We start from the raw sequence: 19,714 nt of genomic DNA, 5'->3' as shown, positions 1-19,714 counted from the left end.
TTACAAAGAAAATGAATCAAATAGCTTTACTGACTCATTTCCTGCGGGACTAAATGGGATAGGAGTCTGATGAAATGGCAAAGCAGGAACGTGACATATTAAAGCTTTTGATGAAGCTTATAGGTCATAAAACAGGGGAGATCAGTAATGTTGAGTACTCCCCGCAGAAACCTCTTTTTCCGGAGGATAATGAAGGGGAGACAAAACTCCCAAGGTGTACGCCCGAAGAGATGGGTGTAGATTCTGCTTTTCTTCTTGGTTTATTTGAAAAGCTCTATAGTAATAACAGCTGTCACATTCACAAGGTGATGGCAATCAGAAATGGGCATGTTATAGGCGAGTTTTGCGCAGCGCCTTTTGAAAGAGATGTGTGGCATGTAACACATTCAATGTGCAAAAGTGTGACAGGGATGGCTATAGGCTTCCTGGTTACAGAGGGAAAACTTAAATTAGATGATAAGGTAGCGGATATTTTCAGTAGCAGAAAAAATCCGCTACAACTTGTGTTTTCAAACGGGATGACTGTAAGGCACCTGCTGACAATGACAAGCGGTGTTTCTTTTAATGAATCCGGAGCAATTTCGGGAAATGACTGGAGAAAGCTTTTCCTGGAGGCTCAGCAGAAAAATGCGCCGGGTTCAGTCTTTGAATATAATTCCATGAACTCATATATGCTTTCAGCCATAGTAACTGAGATAACAGGCGAAAGTATGCTTGAATATTTAAAACCAAGACTTTTCGAGCCTCTCGGGATAAAGAGAGTATTTTGGGAGACCTGTCCTCAGAATATCACGAAAGGCGGCTGGGGCATGTTTATGCGCATAGAGGATATGGCTAAACTTGGAATCCTGTACCTTAACAAGGGAATGTATGACGGTAAGCAGATATTGCCTGAGGAATGGGTGATTGAAGCTACAAAGCCCCAGGTTGAGACAAGAAATGAATCATCTCCGGGATACGGCTTCCAGTTGTGGACAAATGCAGACAGAGAAGGGGCTTATACCTTCAATGGAATGCTGGGACAAAATGTTTACTGTTATCCCGACCTTAACATGATTATCGTTACAAATGCAGGAAATGACGATCTCTTCCAGGCCGGAAATATGTCCAGAATCATACGAGGAGAGATGGCGCAGATATCTGTTTCGGAAACAGCACTTGAAGCTGACGATAATGTGCATGAAGCCCAGAAAAAGCTAAAAGATTTCATAGATAAAGCGGAGGGCAGAAAGAATAAAAACACTTTAATCTATAATCACGGCTTCCATAACAAAAGACTTGTTATGACCAAAGGGGGCACGAAAAGACATTACAGAAGTGTACCGCTGCAAAAAGAAAAGGCCGCATTGTGCGATAGCACTCAGAGCTTTGAAAGGATTCTTAAAAAGTGTTTGAACGGTTGCGTCTATGATATGGATGATAAGGGTGTTGGACTTATGCCTCTTCTCATGCAGGTTATGCATAACAATTATACCGATGGAATTTCAAGCATTGGCTTTGAATATGACGACCATAGCGACGCCTTTTACATGATAATCAAGGAAGGTGAAAACGAGATAAAGCTTAAATGCTGTACAAGAGAGAACCCTTCATATACAGATATTGATGAGCATGGTGAAAGCTACAGGCTGTCAGTTATTTCAGAGTTCTCTACAGATGAGTACAACAGGCCGGTTCTTAGGAATGAGTTTTATTTTGTTGAAGACTCTACCACGAGAGTCATGAATATTTACTTTGGAAAAAGAGAACCCCTTCAGCATGGTATATGCTTTGATAAAAACAGACCTTCGCCGCCTGAAAATATCGGCATAAGGTTTGATGAGATCCCGGGCAGCGGAATGCTCTTTGGAATTCTAGATCAGTTTGGAAGCCTTGAGCAGATAAGGGGAATAACCGGTATTTTTGTGAGCTTTATCAATGATTACGGTGCTATTGATGCCCTGACCCTGGCAATTCGCGATACCGTAAGGCCAAAGCTCCATGGCAAATTACGTGAAGCTGTGGGAATTTCAGAGGATTTGGGGTATGATATAAACACTGATGAAAATAGTATCAGTTCAGAAAATGAAGCGATAACGGAGGATGACTAATGGCTACAGCTAAAGAAGTTTTTGAAAAGGTAAATGGATGCGTAGAAGCAATAAGAAAGGTTACTGATTTTAAGCCGAAGGTAGCTCTTACACTTGGCTCAGGCCTTGGAAATTATGCAAGTCAGATTGATATAAAATGTGAGATTCCTTACTCAGAGATTCCGGGATTCCCTATTTCTACAGTTCCCGGACATGATGGAAGATTTATTTTCGGATATGTGGGAGAGACACCTGTAGTATGCATGAAGGGTCGCGTTCACTACTACGAAGGCTATGATATTAGCGATGTTGTACTTCCTACAAGAGTAATGAAAATGCTTGGTGCAGAGATTCTTTTCCTTACAAATGCATCAGGTGGTATCAACTATAGCTTTAATGCAGGAGACTTCATGCTCCTTACAGATCATGTTTCTGTTTTTGCACCGAACCCGCTTATTGGTCCCAATGTGGATCAGTTTGGTACAAGATTCCCGGACATGAGTAATGTATATGATAAAGACCTTATGAAGATTGTAAAAGACACAGCGATCGAAGATAAGATTTATCTCCATGAAGGTGTTTATGCGCAGCTTACCGGTCCTTCATTTGAATCACCTGCAGAGATCAGACTTCTTAGAACTCTCGGCGTCGATGCTGTTGGTATGAGTACAGTAGTAGAAGCTATTGTCGGTAATCACATGGGTATGAGGATCTGTGCGATTTCCTGCATCAGTAATCTTGCAGCAGGAATGGGCGATCCGCTTTCTCATGAGGATGTACAGAAAGCCGCTGATAAGTCAGGTAAATTATTTGAAAAGCTTGTTACGGACTGCATTAAGAAATTCTAATCATAAAACTAAAACATAAAAGAGGTGCAAAATGAGAATCCGTTTTTACAATGCCAAAATCCTTTCCATGAAGGATGGACAGGACATTTTTGAAGGTGAGATTTGGACAAATGACGATAAGATCATCTACTGTGACAACACGTCTCAGATAGAGGGTTACTACAAGGATCACCCCGACGCAATGCTTGTATTTGACAGAGAGATAGACTGTAAGGGCAATCTCCTTATGCCCGGATTTAAAAATGCGCACACTCACTCTGCAATGACACTGCTTCGTTCAAGAGCAGATGATCTGCCTCTTGCACAGTGGCTAAATAACCAGGTTTTCCCTGTGGAAGCCAAAATGACTGCAGAGGATATCTATTACCTTACACAGCTTGCAATTCTGGAATATCTTGATGGAGGTATAACATCAATATTTGATATGTACCTTACTCCCGAATCTATAGCAGATGCCTGCAGAGATGCCGGAATGAGATGCGTACAGGTTGGCGCTGTAAACAATTTCAGTCAGTCGGTTGAACTAGTGGAAAAATGCTACAACGAGCTTAACGGAAGAGATCCTTATAATTCATACATGATCGGATTCCATGCGGAATACACCTGTTCAAAGGAATTGCTTGAAAAAATAGCAGAGCTTGCACATAAGTATAAAGCTCCTGTTTATACGCATATTTCAGAGACTGCTCCTGAAACACAGGAGTGCAAGGAGCGATATGGCATGAGTCCGCTGCAGTTCCTCGACAGCCTTTCAATGTTTGAATATGGCGGAGGTGGATATCACCTTGTTCATACAGATGAGAAGGATATGGATATCCTCAAGAAAAGAAATATGTTCGCGGTTACCAATCCCGGATCAAACACAAAGCTTGCCAGCGGAATCGCACCTATAAATGAATATCTTAAGAGGGGCATACCTGTAGCTATAGGAACAGACGGACCTGCCAGCAACAACTGTCTCAATATGTTCCGCGAGATGTTCCTTGTAACAGGACTTGGAAAACTTAAAGAGAACGATGCTTCCTGCATTGATGCCATGGAAGTTCTTAAGATGGCAACCGTAAACGGTGCACATGCAATGGGTCTTAATGACTGCGACGTTCTTGAAGAGGGCAAAAAGGCTGATATAATCATGATCGATCTTAATCAGCCCAATATGCAGCCCATAAACAATATCTGCAAGAACATCGTTTACAGCGGAAGTAATTCAAATGTTGTTCTCACAATGATCGGCGGAATTATTCGATATGAGAAGGGTGAGTACAATATCGGAATAGCTCCCGAAGAGATTTACGCTAAGGCGAATGAGATCAAGTGCAGAATAGATAAAGAATTATAATTGGGGAATTTAATGAGCGGAGTTTATTTTTTGCTTGGCATTTGCGGTTTCCTGTTTGTCCTTTTTCTTTTTGGACTAAGGAACGCAAGGGCGGAAGAGAAAAAGTTTTGTAATAAGTTTAAAAAAGAATTTGGACAAAAGCCTGATAAAAGGCTTTTGTCCAAAAATTCACATATAAGCGGATATCATGAAAAGCACAAGGGACAGTACTTTGTTGATGATATCACTTTCTCAGATCTGTCTATGACAGAGGTTTTTGACAGAATCAATTACTGCGAATCATCCTCAGGTGAAGAGTATCTTTACTACATGCTCAGAAATCCTCGCTATGTAGATGATTTTGATGAGTTGGAAAATGAGCTTAAGGGTCTTTCCGAAAATGAAGAGGAAAGAATCAGACTTAAATCTGTTTTTCATAAGATAGGAAAATCCGGAAAGTATTCCATATATGATTATTTAGAGCTGCTAAGCGGAGCAAAGAGAATATCAGCTGTTCCGCATTATCTTGCCCTTGTTCTTATGGTGGCATCAATCATTTATATGTCCTTTGTTAACTTTACTGTAGGATTTATTGCTCTTCTTGCTGTTGTAAGCTATAACATTGTGACCTATTTTAAGATAAAAGCTCAGATAGAACCTTATCTTGTGACCTTCGCATATATATGCAGGCTGATAAGATGGGCTAAGGAAATTGCGGCAGAGAAGACCTCGGCTTTTTCCAAGGAATGCGAAGAGCTTAAGTCGCTTACAGATACTCTGGGCGGCTTTTCAAGGAATTCATGGATTGTTATATCAGGGGCAGGAAGAACGGGAAGCGGTAATCCCCTTGATATTATCGCGGACTATGTGAGGATGATAACTCACATTGACCTGATAAAGTTTGGTAGGATGTTCGATAAGCTTGAGCCTGAAAAGGGAAGCGTCGACAGACTTATTACCATTATGGGAAAAATGGATGCGACTTTGGCTATCTGTTACTACAGGGCATCCCTTGACGGAAAATACTGCAGGCCTGTATTTGTATCAGATGATACATACAAAATAGAAGATGGATATCATCCCCTTCTTGATAGTCCGGTGCCCAATTCCATCGTACTAAACAGGGGACTTTTGCTTACAGGCTCCAATGCATCCGGAAAATCAACTTTTCTTAAAATGAGTGCCATAAACAGTATTTTTGCTCAGACAATACATACCTGTACTGCGGTTTCCTACACGGGACGGTTATTTAGAATCTACAGCTCAATGGCACTGCGTGATGACCTTAATCTTGGCGACAGCTATTATATGGCAGAGATAAAATCCCTAAAGCGCGTTATTGATGCAGCGAGAGATAAAGCAGCTGCACCTGTTCTTTGCTTTGTGGATGAGGTGCTCCGGGGTACAAATACAACAGAGAGAATAGCCGCTTCTTCAATGGTTCTTGATTATTTTACAAAAGAAGGTGTTTTCTGCTTTGCGGCAACTCATGACGGCGAGCTTTGCGGTATTTTGTCAGATAAATATGATATTTACCATTTTGAAGGGGATATGACAGGCGGAGACGTTATTTTTGACTACAAAATACGCACAGGTCCTGCCACAACTAGGAATGCCATAAAGTTACTTGAATCCATAGGCTATGATAAGTCCATAGTAGAGGATGCAGAAGCAATGGCAGAGTATTTTGACAAAGAAGGAATTTGGAAGAGGTGTAAATGAAAGTAACTATTTATTCAGATGGTTCAGCAAGAGGGAATCCGGACGGGCCCGGTGGATACGGAACAGTTCTTCAGTTTATAGATGCGAAGGGAGAGCTCCACGAGAAGGAGATAAGCGCAGGATACGATAAGACCACCAATAATCGAATGGAGCTTATGGGCGCAATTGCGGGCCTGGAAGCTCTGAACAAGCCATGTGACGTGGAGCTTTATTCAGATTCTAAATATGTGATAAGCGCATTTAACGAGCATTGGATTGAGAACTGGATAAAGAAGGGCTGGAAGAAATCTGATGGCAAGGCAGTAAAAAACGTGGAGCTGTGGAAAAGGCTTCTTGGTGCTGTCGAAAAGCATAATGTAACCTGGCACTGGGTTAAGGGACATGACGGACATCCCGAAAATGAGAGGTGCGACACTCTGGCAACTACCGCTGCTGATGGTGATCCCTCCACTCTTTTACATGATGATGGCGGAGATTTAAGTTAATTACCGGGCAAATAAAGTAAAAGCAATTTTTTATATTAAAAAGGCACATTTACATTTGAAATTAAATTTATGTATGCTATTATTTTCAATGTATGAAAAATCTTATAGTTGTTTAAGCTTAAGCAAAGCTTAAGCGGACAGGAGTGTATTATGAAATTCTTTTTGGATACTGCTAATGTAGAAGACATCAAGAAAGCCAATGATATGGGCGTTATTTGCGGTGTTACCACAAACCCTTCCCTTATCGCAAAGGAAGGCAGAGATTTCAAGCAGGTAGTTGCTGAGATCGCATCTATCGTTGACGGACCTATCAGTGGTGAGGTTAAGGCTACAACAGTTGACGCTGAGGGCATGATTGCAGAGGGACGTGAGATCGCTAAGATTCATCCTAACATGGTTGTTAAGATCCCTATGACAGAGGAAGGTCTCAAGGCTTGCCACACACTTTCAGCTGAGGGTATCAAGATCAACATGACTCTTATCTTCACAGCTAACCAGGCACTTCTTGCAGCAAGAGCAGGCGCTGCTTTCGTAAGTCCTTTCCTTGGAAGACTTGATGATATCAGCACAAGAGGTACAGACCTTATTTCTGAGGTTGCTCAGATCTTTGACTTACACGGTATTGATACAGAGATCATCGCCGCTTCAGTTCGTCATCCTATGCACGTAACAGACTGTGCACTTGCAGGTGCTCACATTGCTACAGTTCCTTATGCTGTAATCGCACAGATGGTTAATCACCCTCTTACAACAGCAGGAATTGAAAAGTTCCAGAAGGATTACAAGGCTGTTTTCGGTGAATAATATAATGTAATTTGGGGGCTGCCTTTCATAGGCGGCCCTTTTCTTAAATTTCTATAATTTTTCTATAACATTTCGGATTTGATATAGTTTTATATTTTGTATTTTGATAACATTAATTAGTAATATGAATAAAGCCGGGCAGGTATCAAAGTGAAAAAAGATACTAACAATTGGTTGATCACGGACCTATATCTAAAAGATTCACTAATCAATGTTATAAATGAAAAAGCAGAAAATGGTGAATTTGCTGCTTCTTTTTGCTGTGTATTTTTTAGTATTAAAGGGTTTGATTCATATTATATTAGAAATGGTATTGATGAAGGCTATGAAGTTCTGCTCTTTGTGGCTAATAAGATAAAAAATTGCTTCCCCGTAGATCTTGTCGGGAAATTCGATGATGATCAGTTCATTGTTTTCACAGATATAGATGATATAGAGCGTTTTATAAAGAAAATAAAAATGGATTTTGATGAAGTATATATTCATACCGGAATGGAAATAAAAGCCGGTATATATGCTATCAATCCCGATGACAGAAACGGTCTCGAAATGGTGGAGAACGCAAAGATTGCATGTGATCTTTGTGAAAAGAACGAATCCGAATTTTCAATTTTTGACAAAAATGATGTGGATGAGAAAATCCTTATGCAGCACTATGTTGTGCACCATTTGGAGGATGCTCTTAAAAACGGAGAAATAGTGGTTTACTATCAGCCCATATTCCACACATTATCAGGAAAAGTATGCGGTTTGGAAGCACTTGCCAGGTGGAAAAACGATGAGTATGGATTTCTTTTGCCATACGATTTTGTGCCTGTTCTGGAGAATTCAAGAAAGATCCATTTACTTGATGAATATGTTATAAGACAGGTATGTAAGGATCAGAGAACTGTTATCGACAGAGGAATGGAGCCGGTTCCTGTTTCGATTAATCTCACAAAACTCGATTTTCTCCTTATGGATGTACTGGAATTGCTTAAGGAGGAACTGGAAAAAAATAATCTGACAAATGACCTGATTCAGATTGAGATAAGTGAAGCTGAAATAACCAGAGACAAAAAGGGCATACAGAAAGAACTGGAAAAATTTAAAGAAAATGGTTTCCACATAGTATTTGATGATTTCGGAAGTGAGTATTCTGCGCTTCAGGCGATCAGAGATATGCCTTTTGATACTATCAAGATTAATAGTAATTTCCTTTCCGGATTCAATAATGACCTGACATCAAGAATTATTCTGAAAAACATCCTTAATCTTTCAAAGGAGCTTGGCATGACCACAATGATGGGCGCCGTTGAGGATGAGGAGGTTCTGGAATTTCTTAAGCAGACCGGCTGCGAGAAGACCCAGGGACATCTTTATTCAGAAGCAAAGCCTATAGATTATTACGATGAGGGTATTTATCCATACGAATATGAGACCTTTGAAGAGAGAGATTTTTATCGTGAAATCGGTAAAGTTAATATTCTTTCTCAGACGCCCATTGAGAACAGAAATTCTAATCATGAGGACGAATTTACATATCTGAATCAGCTTCCGCTTGCTATTATGGTATTTAACGGAAGGAAGTTCAGGATACTGATGACCAGTCGCGGCTTTGACGAGGTCATTTCAGACATGTTTATTGATGGTCTTTATAATGTTGAAATGGTATTTAACGACAAGCTAAATCCATTCTCAAAGCAGCTACGAGATCTTGCCCGTAATTCATCTAAAGATGATGAAATCCATGCTATGGAATTTGTTACAGGCAAAGGTTTCCACAGGATTATGCTCAGAAGAATCATTGATGACAGCATAGGCAAAGCTGCCTTGATTGCAACAATTGAGACTTTGACGAAAAATGATCCTGAGACCAGAGCGGCAAAGCTTAACAATTCTCTGAGATTTTTGTATCCGTTATATACGAGAATTGCAAGAACGCAGATAGATACGGATGAATTCGATATAATCTATGAAAATAAGACAAAATATGGTGTTTCTCTGTCTGATTGTAAATTCTCAGAGGCAATTGTAAAGTTTGCCAATGAAGCCATTTACAATGAAGACAGAACCGCCTTTATTTCATTTTTCGATTGCAGTACACTCGATGAACGACTTGCGGAATTTGGCACTGACCATTTGACGGATTACTTTAGAACAATAGATGTTAACGGAGAGTACAACTGGCTTATGTACCTCATAGTTCCTATTATTTCCGAAGGCAGCAAGATGTTTCTTATGTGTTCAAGAAGTATCGATGCAGAGCGTATGAGAAAGCTTCCTGAAATAAGTCAGAGTGGCAGTGAATATTATGATATGCCAAGTGATCCTATATACCTGCTTCTTGCCAGTGATGCCTTTACCGATACCCTTGGTTATGGATCCTTTGAACAGTTTATCAGGAATACGTTTTTCCTTGAGGCTTCTCTTACGGATGATCAGACTATATATATGCATCTTGGACAAAGCGGTCTTATCAGTGACTTTGGTGAAACCGGATATATCTCACTTCCTTTTGGTGAAGTGATAAAAAGCATGGTATTTTCACAGGTCATTGAAGAAGACAGGGATAAGATGTACGAGTTCTATGACAAGGACAGACTTATTGCCGAGTATGAGAAAGGTAATATTTCAGGAAAAATCGTATATCTCCAGAGAACCGGTGCAAGTGATAAGCCAAGATATCAGAACGCCTGCTACCAGATCAGGAAAATTCGTGACGGTGACAATATTCATGTATATATCCTCACTTATGACGTTGATGAGTTTAAGCGCACCAATGAGACCATCAGAAATCTTGCGGAGAGGGATGTTCTCACAGGACTGTTCAACAGAATGACCATTACAAGGGTAGTTGAGAATATCATGAACGATCCTGAAACGCAGAACTTCGCAATGGTGCTTCTTGATCTTGATTTCTTCAAACAGTTTAATGATAACTATGGACATGACTGTGGTGATAAGGTCCTTCAGGATGCTTCTGAGAGAATGAAGAAGTACATGGGAGATGACAGCTATCCTGCACGAATAGGCGGAGATGAGTTCATGGTAATAATAAGGAATAAAACTCAGCCTGAAGTTGATAAAATTCTAAGTGATTTTTCTACAATGGATAAATCATTTGAATACAAAGGACAAAAAGTGACGTATACTATGTCTATAGGATATGCTCTTTGTCCTGATGATGGTACTAATTATAACTCGTTATATCAGAATGCCGATAAGGCACTCTACAAAGTTAAGGAAAGCGGCAGAAACAACTACGGACAGTATATTAAGTCAGAACAAAAGGAGGATAAGTAATGGGAGATACTTATAACATTTGCCTTGATATTGGGGGAACTAAGATACTTGGCGCGATTTTCAATGAAAAGAAAGAAATCGTGTATCGCCTTAAAAAGAAGACAAAGGAAATGGGCGATGATGTAAATAATATCGAGAAAGTCATCATAAGTGTCGTTAACGACATGATCAAGGATTCTGATATTAAGAAGTCCAAGATTAAGGCAATAGCAGCAGGCGCTCCGGGTGTAATCGATCAGGGTGCAGGTATCGTCCTTACATCCCCTAATCTTCCATGGCAGAATTATGACATCAAATCTTCCATAGAGAAAGAAGTAGGAATTCCTTTTTATATTGGAAATGATGTTAACGTGGGCGTTCTTGGAGAATATAAATACGGCGTAGCCAAGGGCTACAAAAATGTAGTTGGATTTTTCGTAGGTACAGGAATGGGTGGCGGACTTATCCTTGATGGCAAGCTTTTCACTGGAAATAAGTACAAGGCTGCCGAGTACGGCCACATGATTCTTGATCCTGAGGGACCTCTTTGCGGATGCGGACAGAGAGGCTGCCTTGAAGCATTTTCAAGTAAAAAGGGCATGAGTGCTTATATCATGCAGCAAACAAACAGAGGCAGAAAGAATATGCTTGCCGACACAATTGAGAATGGCGTATTTAAGAGTAAGAACCTGAAAAAAGCCATTGCTGCCGGTGATCCTGTTACTCTTGAAGCAGTTGACAGAGCGTGCCATTATCTTGCGATTGCCACAGGTAATATGATCAATACCATAAGTCCTGACATTGTTGTTTATGGCGGCGGTGTTATGGAGGCTGTTGGCGATTTCTTCATGGAGAAGATTCTGGCTGAGGTTGACCGCTACTGCATGCCTTCAATCAGAAATACCGTAGAACTGAAGAAAGCTGCGCTTGGTGATGATTCCAATATCTACGGCGCTCTTGCAATGATAGAGGATAATTAACTACAGCTTTTTATGCAGGAAATGTTGAAAAAACAGCACTAATAATCCTGTAATATGGAATAAATAAATATTTAGAGATAAAATAACCTTGCAAATACTTTTTATTTGGGAGGTTATTTTTTATGAAGATCGGTCTTATTAACGAGAACAGTCAGGCGGCAAAAAATCAGGTTATATACAATTCACTCAAGAAGGTAGCTGACGGTTACGGCTTCGAGGTATTTAATTACGGTATGTATTCAGCTGAGGATGAGGCACAGCTTACCTATGTTCAGAATGGTATTCTTGCAGCAGTGCTGCTTAATTCAGGAGCAGTTGATTATGTTGTAACAGGCTGCGGTACAGGTGAAGGCGCAATGCTTGCTCTTAACAGCTTTCCGGGTGTTATCTGCGGACATGTTGAGGATGCGCTTGATGCCTATACTTTCGCTCAGATAAACGATGGAAATGCAATTTCACTTCCTTTTGCAAAGGGCTATGGATGGGGCGGAGACCTCAATCTCGAGTATATTTTCGAGAAGCTTTTCTGCGAGCCCGGCGGGCAGGGATATCCCAGAGAAAGAGCAGTGCCGGAGCAGAGAAATAAGAAGATTCTTGATGAGGTAAAGAAGGTTACCTACGTTCAGGATCTTACAGAGATACTTTCAAAGCTTGATCAGGATCTTGTTAAGGGTGCGCTTTCAGGCGAACATTTCCTTGAGTACTTTAATGCTAATGCAAAGGATGATAAAATTAAGAAGTACGTTAACGAGCTTATGAAATAAAGAATATTTCCTGTAAACAAAGCCTCGCAGATGATAACGCAAAAGCGTACATTTGCGAGGCTTTTATCTTGCGGAATATACGAAGCTCGCACCCGGGGATTTCATATACGAAATCTTATTTTATAGAATTTGAAAATGGGAGTAATAATGAAAGATATTTTAGAATTAAGAAGAAAAAGCGCAGAAGGTTTATCTGTAGCCTACGGCTTATACGAGCTGGAGTTTTCCGATGCTAAAAATGAAGAATTGGCGCAGGAGCTTCGTGATGCCATGGAAAAGGCTTTTGATGAGCAGGATGAGGATGGAAGTGTTGATTATGACCTTTACGCGACCTCTCTTTTTGCAGCAAATATGTGCATAGCATCAAGAGCACTTGATGATTATGATCCTATCTTTGCCAGGGACTGCATACATGCAGCGCTTGACTCAGGACAGTTTCTGATGGCTGCAATAGATAAGCTTGGCTTATTGCGAGGCGGTGAGTCAGAGGGCGTAACAAAAGAGGACAGACAGGCCCTTATATTTGCCTTTTCAGAGCTTATGAGAACAGATGTTGAGATAAGAAATGCCTATGATCATTCAATGATGGCCGGAATGCCCCAGAAAATGAGCAGGCAGAAAAAGTATAAGCTTATTACCGATTTTCTTGGCACCAATGAGCTTTATGGTGAGCTGTCAGATATGCTTGTGCTCACTGCAATGGCGGTTCTGCTTGATGAAGAGGATAATGCCACGGAGAAAACAAGAAAGACAGTAAGTGATAAGCTCTTTACTTTCCTTGATGTTGCTTCGGAAGCCGGGGCTGCGGTTTCGGATAATAGTCTTTTCCTGCTTGCATACAAAGTCGGTATTGATGCACTCAATATGGTTTTGGAGATGGATAAGGAAAAAAGAGAAGGCGGAGATTCCAATCTGATAAAAGTTATCGAATACAATGTTATTGATAACAGAAAGCATCTTTCAGATGAAGAAATCAAGGATATCAATGACAGAATATCTAAATATGAAAATAAGCTAAAGAGTTTGTTGTGATTTTTATGCTTTTTTAATGGCCCAGAGCCTACAGATAAAGGCTATTTCACTTGATAAATAAGCGTTTTATCAGTATACTACTTTGTGGAAACAGTTAAATTACAAATTTAATATAATTTATTATTTATATGGAGGCATAAAATATGCAGGGTTCTAAACCAACAGTTTTACTTATTATGGACGGATTCGGAATTAACGACAATCCGGAAGGAAATGCAATTGCAATGGCAAATACACCGGTTCTTGACGGTCTTATGAAGGAATATCCTTGTGTTAGAGGTAATGCCAGCGGACTTGCAGTAGGTCTTCCCGATGGTCAGATGGGTAACTCCGAAGTAGGTCATATGAATATGGGTGCAGGACGCATCGTTTATCAGGAGCTTACAAGAATCACAAAGTCAATCAATGACGGCGATTTCTTCACAAACGAAGGACTTATGGCTGCAATCGATAACTGCAAGAAGAATGATTCAGCTCTTCATATGTACGGTCTTGTAAGTGATGGTGGTGTTCACAGCCACATTACACATATCTATGGTCTTCTTGAGCTCGCTAAGAGAAACGGTCTTTCAAAGGTATATGTTCACTGCTTCCTTGATGGTCGTGACACACCTCCGGAATCAGGTATTGATTTCGTTCAGCAGCTTGAGGATAAGATGAAGGAGCTTGGCGTTGGTGAGGTTGCTTCTATTTCCGGAAGATACTATGCAATGGACAGAGATAACAACTATGATCGTGTTAAGATCGCTTATGATGCACTTACAAAGGGTGAGGGCAACAAGGCTGATAGCGCACACGAGTGCATGGTTCAGACATACAAGGATGGCAAGACAGATGAGTTCGTTATTCCTACAGTTATCATGAAGGATGGCGCTCCTGTTGCTACAATCAAGGACAATGATTCAATCATTTTCTTCAACTTCCGTCCTGACAGAGCAAGAGAGATCACACACTGCTTCTGTGATGATGAATTCGATAAGTTTGACAGAGGAGCACGCATTAAGACTACTTATGTATGCTTCACAGATTATGATCCGCTTATCCCTAACAAGGAGATCGCATTCAAGAAGGTTCTTCTTACAAATACCTTCGGTGAGTGGCTTGCAGCAAAGGGAATGAAGCAGGCTCGTATCGCTGAGACTGAGAAATATGCTCATGTTACTTTCTTCTTCAACGGTGGTGTTGAGGAGCCCAATGAAGGCGAGGACAGAATCCTTGTAAACAGCCCTAAGGATGTTGCAACCTACGACCTTAAGCCTCAGATGAGCGCTCCTGAAGTTTGCGAGAAGGTTCTTGAAGCTATCAACTCAGATAAATATGATGTTGTAGTTACCAACTTCGCTAATCCTGATATGGTTGGCCATACAGGTGTTATCCCTGCAGCAGTTAAGGCTGTAGAGACAGTTGATGAGTGCGTTGGTAAGATCGTTGAAGCAGTTAAGGCTAAGAACGGAACAATGTTTATCTGCGCTGATCACGGTAACGCTGATATGATGATCGATTACGAGACAGGCGAGCCTTGGACAGCTCATACAACAAATCCTGTTCCTTTCATCCTTGTTAACTATGATCCTGCTTACACTCTTAAGGAGAATGGCTGCCTTGCAGATATCATTCCTACACTTATCGAGTGCATGGGTTATGAGAAGCCTGCTGAGATGACAGGAGAATCACTTCTTATTAAAAAATAAAACGTAGTAAAAAATTAAAGCGTGTGAAACAGACAACTGTGTGGATTTTCCGCACAGTTGTTTTTTCACTGCTTATATGGGGATTAGGTATGAAAAAAACTATAAGCTGCCTTTTAGCGGCGGTGATATTTTCTGTTGCTCTTGGGTGCTGCGGTACACGAACAGATAATATTGATGATGCTCAGAATTCCGGGGAAGCTATTAGTGATACAGTGAATTCTGATAATGCAAATGTTGTTAGTGACGGCGAAAGTGCAAAAGAAGGTGAAGGGGAGACCTCTATGAATAAAGAACCGGATAGAAATATTAAGGTATCGCTGGAAGAACATTCAATTTTCAATGATACCAATGAAGACGGATATGGTGAATTCCAGGGCTTTGGTACATCCCTTTGCTGGTGGGCAAACAGGGTTGGATACAGCGAGAAGCTCACTGAAGCTGCCGCAAAGGCCTTTTTCAATAAGGATGAAGGCCTTGGAATGTGTATCGGAAGATATAACGTGGGCGGAGGAGATAATACCGCAGAGGACGGCAAGGTGTTTAATGCTGACAACGTGGATATTGATGTTCCTCACAAGACTCACATTAAGCGTTCTGATTCCGCGGTTCCAGGATATGCCGTTGATGTTACAAAAATCGATACGGCTGAGCATGATATTTCGTATTATGAAGAGAATTTCGACAGAGCCTTCGAGGATTGCGGATATGCATGGAATTATAATTGGGACGCCGATTTAAATCAGATGAATGTCTTAAAAGCGGCACTTAGGGAAGCCGGAGATGAGTTTATAGCAGAAGCTTTTTCCAATTCTCCGCCCTATTTCATGACTGTAAGCGGTTGTACGTCAGGTGGCTTTAATCCTTCAGAGGACAATCTGAGAGAGGATTCAATCGAAGCCTTTGGCGCCTATATGGCAGATGTTATTGAGCACTGGAAAAATGAGGGTGTTGTGACATTTCAGAGTGTCAGCCCCATGAACGAGCCCACAACCAGCTACTGGGAGTGCTACAGCCAGAAGCAGGAGGGCTGCCATATCAGCTCTGGGGATATGCAGTCTGAGGTTTTGGTTGCATTAAAGGATGAGCTTGATGAAAAGGGAATCGATATAATAATAAGCGGTACGGATGAAACCAGCATTGATTCAGCAATTCAGGCTTATAATTCGTTATCTGATGATGCGAAAAGCGTTGTTTCAAGAATAGACACACACAGCTACACAGGAAGCGAGAGAAAACAGCTTCGTAAGCTCGCCGAGAGCGAAGGCAAGAACCTGTGGATGAGCGAAGTGGATGGTGATTTTGTAGCAGGCAAAAATGCAGGCGAAATGGCTTCCGGTCTAGGTTTATCCAAATGGCTTAAGACAGATATGAATGAGCTTTTACCTGCTGCGTGGATTCTGTGGGATGCTGTTGATGTTCATATCGATGAAACTAATCCCTACGACTGGCATACAAGAGATCACTGTCTTGCAGATCTTGATCTTGAAGGCGGAAACAGCCTTTGGGGAATAGCTATCGGAGATCATAATGAGGAAGAGCTGATTCTTACCAAGAAATATTATGCGCTAGGTCAGTATACAAGATATATAAGACCCGGATACTGTGTCCTTGCAGGCGATAATTTTACTGTATGTGCCTATGATCCAAAGGGTAAAAAGCTAGTGATTGTAGCAACCAGTAATGCCAATAAGGATGAACGCTGGGAGTTTGATCTTTCAGGCTTTAAATCAATCGGCGAAAATATTACTGCCATAAGAACCAGCGGTACTCTTGCTGATGGCGAGAACTGGGCTGATGTTACAGGCGATGTTGCTATAAGTGTAAATGCCGAAAATATGAGTTTTTCTGCTGATATTAAATCTCAATCTATCACTACTTTTATTGTGGATGGTGTTGATTAATCTTTGTTTTTATGGTAATTTATATTGGTATTTGTGAATTTGTTAGGAGGAAAATTTCGTGGCAGCTTTAAAGATTGTACTTTCTATTATATTTATACTTGATTGTGTAGCACTTGTAACACTTGTACTTGCTCAGGAAGGTAAGACACAGGGACTAGGTGCTATTCAGGGCTTTGCTGAGACAACCTACTGGGGCAAGAACAAGGGCCGTTCCAGAGAGGGAATTCTCAAGAAGACAACTGTAGTTTTATCAGTACTTTTCGTAGTTCTTAGCGTAGTACTTAATATGCAGGTTTTCTAATTTAGTTGAATTGATTTTACGAAAGGCACTCTGTTAAAAGAGTGCCTTTTTCAGCTTATAGGAGTGTTAATGTCGAAGAGGAAAATTGCAGCTAAAAAACAGAATATAACGGGGACCTTTATTTCCAATTCAAGGGGCTTTGGCTTCGTGGAGGTTGAGGACCGGGTTGATGATATTTTCATTCCCGAGGAATATACCGGCACTGCATTTCAGGGCGACACTGTTGAGGTGGAGATTATCAGTACTGCAGCTCAGAGTGGCGGCAATCGTGATGAGGGAAGAATTGTTAATATCCTTGTCCGTGCCATTGATAAGATTGTCGGTACCTATCAGGATGGTCATACCTATGGCTTTGTAATACCGGATAACCTTAGATTTACCCAGGATGTTTTTATCCTTAAGGAACACAGCAAAGGCGCAGTATCCGGTGATAAGGTCGTTGTTACCATGACGGATTACGGCGATCCCATTAAGGGAAGGAAGCCGGAGGGCAGAGTTACATCTATTATTGGAAATATCAATGATCCCGGTGTGGATATTTTATCAATCGTTGAGAGCTTTGATATACCCAGTGTTTTTCCGGAAAAGGTAATGAATCAGGCTGAGAAGGTTAAGGATCACATTATAGAAGCGGACATGGATGGAAGGCTTGATCTTCGAGATACAGTGATGGTGACCATCGATGGCGAGGATGCAAAAGACCTTGATGATGCGGTATCACTTACTGTATCTGATGGTATATATCATTTGGGTGTTCACATAGCTGATGTTACCAACTATGTTCAGGAGGGTTCTGCCCTTGACAGGGAGGCCTTCAGACGCGGTACCAGCGTGTATCTTGTAGACAGGGTTATTCCCATGCTTCCCCACAGACTGAGCAACGGAATCTGCAGTCTTAATCATGGTGAAGACAGACTGGCTCTAAGCTGTCTCATGGATATTGATTGTAACGGCGCTGTTATTTCACATCAGATTGCAGAGACAGTAATCAATGTCAATGAGAGAATGTCTTATACATCAGTTGCAGCCATTTTAGAGGATGAGGATCCCGAGCAGATAGAAAGATATAAGGATCTTGTTCCAATGTTCAAGGAGATGGCAGAGCTTTCCGAGATTTTGAAGAAAAAGAGAAGAAGCCGCGGTGCCATTGATTTTGATTTTCCTGAGGCTAAGATACTTCTTGATAAGGATGGTAACCCTACTGAGATCAAGGTCAGAGAGTCCAATACTGCTACTACCATGATTGAGAGCTTTATGCTTGCTGCAAATGAGACAGTTGCTGAGCATTTTTACTGGATGCAGGCGCCCTTTGTTTACAGAGTACACGAGCAGCCTGATATGGAGAAGATAGCAAATCTTAACTCCTTTATCAGTAACCTAGGCTATCATCTTAGATTTAAGGCGGATTCAATTCAGCCTGCAGAGATTCAAAAGCTCCTTACCAAGATTGAGGGGACTGAGGAGGAACCAGTAATAAGCAGGATAGCTCTTAGAAGCATGATGCAAGCAAAGTACAGTACTGAGTGTCTTGGCCATTACGGTCTTGCATGCACCTATTACTGTCATTTTACATCTCCCATACGAAGGTATCCCGATCTTCAGATACACAGAATTATTAAGGATTATCTGCGCGGCAGAATGAAGGATGAGAAGCTTGCACACTATCAGGGCATACTTGAAGAGGTGGCAAAGCACTCCTCCGAAACCGAGAGAAGAGCTGAAGAAGCTGAGCGAGAGACAGATAAGCTTAAAAAGGCTCAATTTATGGAATCTCATATTGGAGAGACCTTTGAAGGAACTGTTTCAGGTGTCACTGGGTGGGGAATGTTTGTTGAGCTTCCCAATACCTGCGAGGGTCTGGTTCCTGCATCTTCCATGGAGGATGATTTCTATATTTATGATGAGAGCAATTTCTGTCTTGTGGGCGAGAGAACAGGCAGGACCTATAAGCTTGGACAGACTGTCAGGGTTAAGGTATTCGATACAGACAGACTCAGTAAGACTATAGATTTCAGACTTGTTTCCGATATTGAAGATGATGACAGCTACGATCCCTTCACAGATGATGATTATGAAGAGGATTATTATGAGGAGGATGAGAACGGCCGCATCCGACTTGTAAAGGGAAGGTCCGGAAAGCCTGATAAAAAAAGAAAGTCATTTAAATCGGAAAGACCTGAAAAAAAGACTCCTGCTCAGCTGCGGGCCGCTAAGGTTTCAAAGCTTGCACTGGAGGCTGAGGATGGAGATATAGACAGATCCTCAAAAGCAGAAAACAAGAAAAAATCAAAGTCCAAATCTGAATCCAGGAAAAAGTCAGATTCAAAGGTTAAGGGTAAGTCTAAGAAGGGCACAAAATCAAAGGATGAAACCCAGACCAAGGGACGGAAGGTTTATAAAGTACATAAGTACAAGAAGTCCGCTACATCGAAGGCTGCAAGGTCGTCTCAGGGTAAGCGGAAAAAGAAATAATAAGCTACAGGGTTATATACATAATGGATTATTCCCTGTAATATGAAAATAAAAACAGGTTGG

At 41.1% G+C, this 19,714-nt stretch carries 13 protein-coding genes and 1 pseudogene; all 14 read left to right on the top strand.

Features of this window, described 5'->3' with window-relative positions:
* Positions 1-74: 74 nt before the first annotated feature.
* Positions 75-2,090, top strand: coding sequence for a serine hydrolase domain-containing protein (locus G608_RS19660; RefSeq protein ID WP_051208751.1), 2,016 nt, complete (start codon positions 75-77; stop codon positions 2,088-2,090).
* On the top strand, positions 2,090-2,917 hold the full coding sequence (locus tag G608_RS0102900) for a purine-nucleoside phosphorylase (protein ID WP_026494762.1): 828 nt from the start codon (positions 2,090-2,092) through the stop codon (positions 2,915-2,917). Before G608_RS19660 ends, G608_RS0102900 begins: the two co-directional genes overlap by 1 nt.
* 31 nt (positions 2,918-2,948) lie before the next feature.
* Complete coding sequence (locus G608_RS0102895) at positions 2,949-4,256, top strand: amidohydrolase family protein (RefSeq protein ID WP_026494761.1); 1,308 nt, start codon at positions 2,949-2,951, stop codon at positions 4,254-4,256.
* A 12-nt stretch (positions 4,257-4,268) separates the two neighbouring features.
* On the top strand, positions 4,269-5,957 hold the full coding sequence (locus tag G608_RS0102890; RefSeq protein ID WP_026494760.1) for a MutS-related protein: 1,689 nt from the start codon (positions 4,269-4,271) through the stop codon (positions 5,955-5,957).
* On the top strand, positions 5,954-6,442 hold the full coding sequence (rnhA, locus tag G608_RS0102885; protein ID WP_026494759.1) for a ribonuclease HI: 489 nt from the start codon (positions 5,954-5,956) through the stop codon (positions 6,440-6,442). Before G608_RS0102890 ends, rnhA begins: the two co-directional genes overlap by 4 nt.
* A 150-nt stretch (positions 6,443-6,592) precedes the next feature.
* Positions 6,593-7,246 carry a fructose-6-phosphate aldolase gene (gene fsa, locus G608_RS0102880; protein WP_026494758.1) on the top strand — a complete coding sequence of 218 codons (654 nt, stop codon included), beginning with the start codon at positions 6,593-6,595 and terminating at the stop codon, positions 7,244-7,246.
* Between the two features lie 150 nt (positions 7,247-7,396).
* Entirely contained in the window at positions 7,397-10,531 is a 3,135-nt protein-coding gene (locus G608_RS0102875; RefSeq protein WP_026494757.1) for a sensor domain-containing diguanylate cyclase, read from the top strand.
* Complete coding sequence (locus G608_RS0102870) at positions 10,531-11,490, top strand: ROK family protein (protein ID WP_026494756.1); 960 nt, start codon at positions 10,531-10,533, stop codon at positions 11,488-11,490. Before G608_RS0102875 ends, G608_RS0102870 begins: the two co-directional genes overlap by 1 nt.
* A gap of 122 nt (positions 11,491-11,612) precedes the next feature.
* The gene (locus G608_RS0102865) at positions 11,613-12,254 is read left to right on the top strand and encodes an RpiB/LacA/LacB family sugar-phosphate isomerase (RefSeq protein WP_026494755.1); all 642 of its coding nucleotides are present in this window, start codon (positions 11,613-11,615) and stop codon (positions 12,252-12,254) included.
* Positions 12,255-12,401: 147 nt separating this feature from the next.
* Positions 12,402-13,286 carry a hypothetical protein gene (locus G608_RS0102860; protein WP_026494754.1) on the top strand — a complete coding sequence of 295 codons (885 nt, stop codon included), beginning with the start codon at positions 12,402-12,404 and terminating at the stop codon, positions 13,284-13,286.
* A gap of 143 nt (positions 13,287-13,429) precedes the next feature.
* Positions 13,430-14,977, top strand: a complete 1,548-nt coding sequence (gene gpmI, locus G608_RS0102855; protein ID WP_026494753.1) for a 2,3-bisphosphoglycerate-independent phosphoglycerate mutase — start codon at positions 13,430-13,432, stop codon at positions 14,975-14,977.
* Positions 14,978-15,066: 89 nt separating this feature from the next.
* Positions 15,067-16,878 (top strand): glycoside hydrolase, encoded by a 1,812-nt coding sequence (locus G608_RS19655; RefSeq protein WP_051208750.1) that lies wholly within the window; start codon positions 15,067-15,069, stop codon positions 16,876-16,878.
* Between the two features lie 58 nt (positions 16,879-16,936).
* Positions 16,937-17,179 (top strand): preprotein translocase subunit SecG, encoded by a 243-nt coding sequence (gene secG / locus G608_RS0102845; RefSeq protein ID WP_026494752.1) that lies wholly within the window; start codon positions 16,937-16,939, stop codon positions 17,177-17,179.
* A gap of 57 nt (positions 17,180-17,236) precedes the next feature.
* A pseudogene (rnr, locus tag G608_RS0102840) lies at positions 17,237-19,225 on the top strand (ribonuclease R); the annotation flags it as partial.
* Positions 19,226-19,714 lie beyond the last annotated feature (489 nt).

Origin of the sequence: Butyrivibrio sp. WCD3002, from assembly GCF_000424265.1 — a bacterium.
Lineage (GTDB): Bacteria > Bacillota > Clostridia > Lachnospirales > Lachnospiraceae > Butyrivibrio.
The sequence above is the reverse complement of the archived record's forward strand: the minus strand, read 5'-3'. Positions and strand labels throughout refer to the sequence as shown.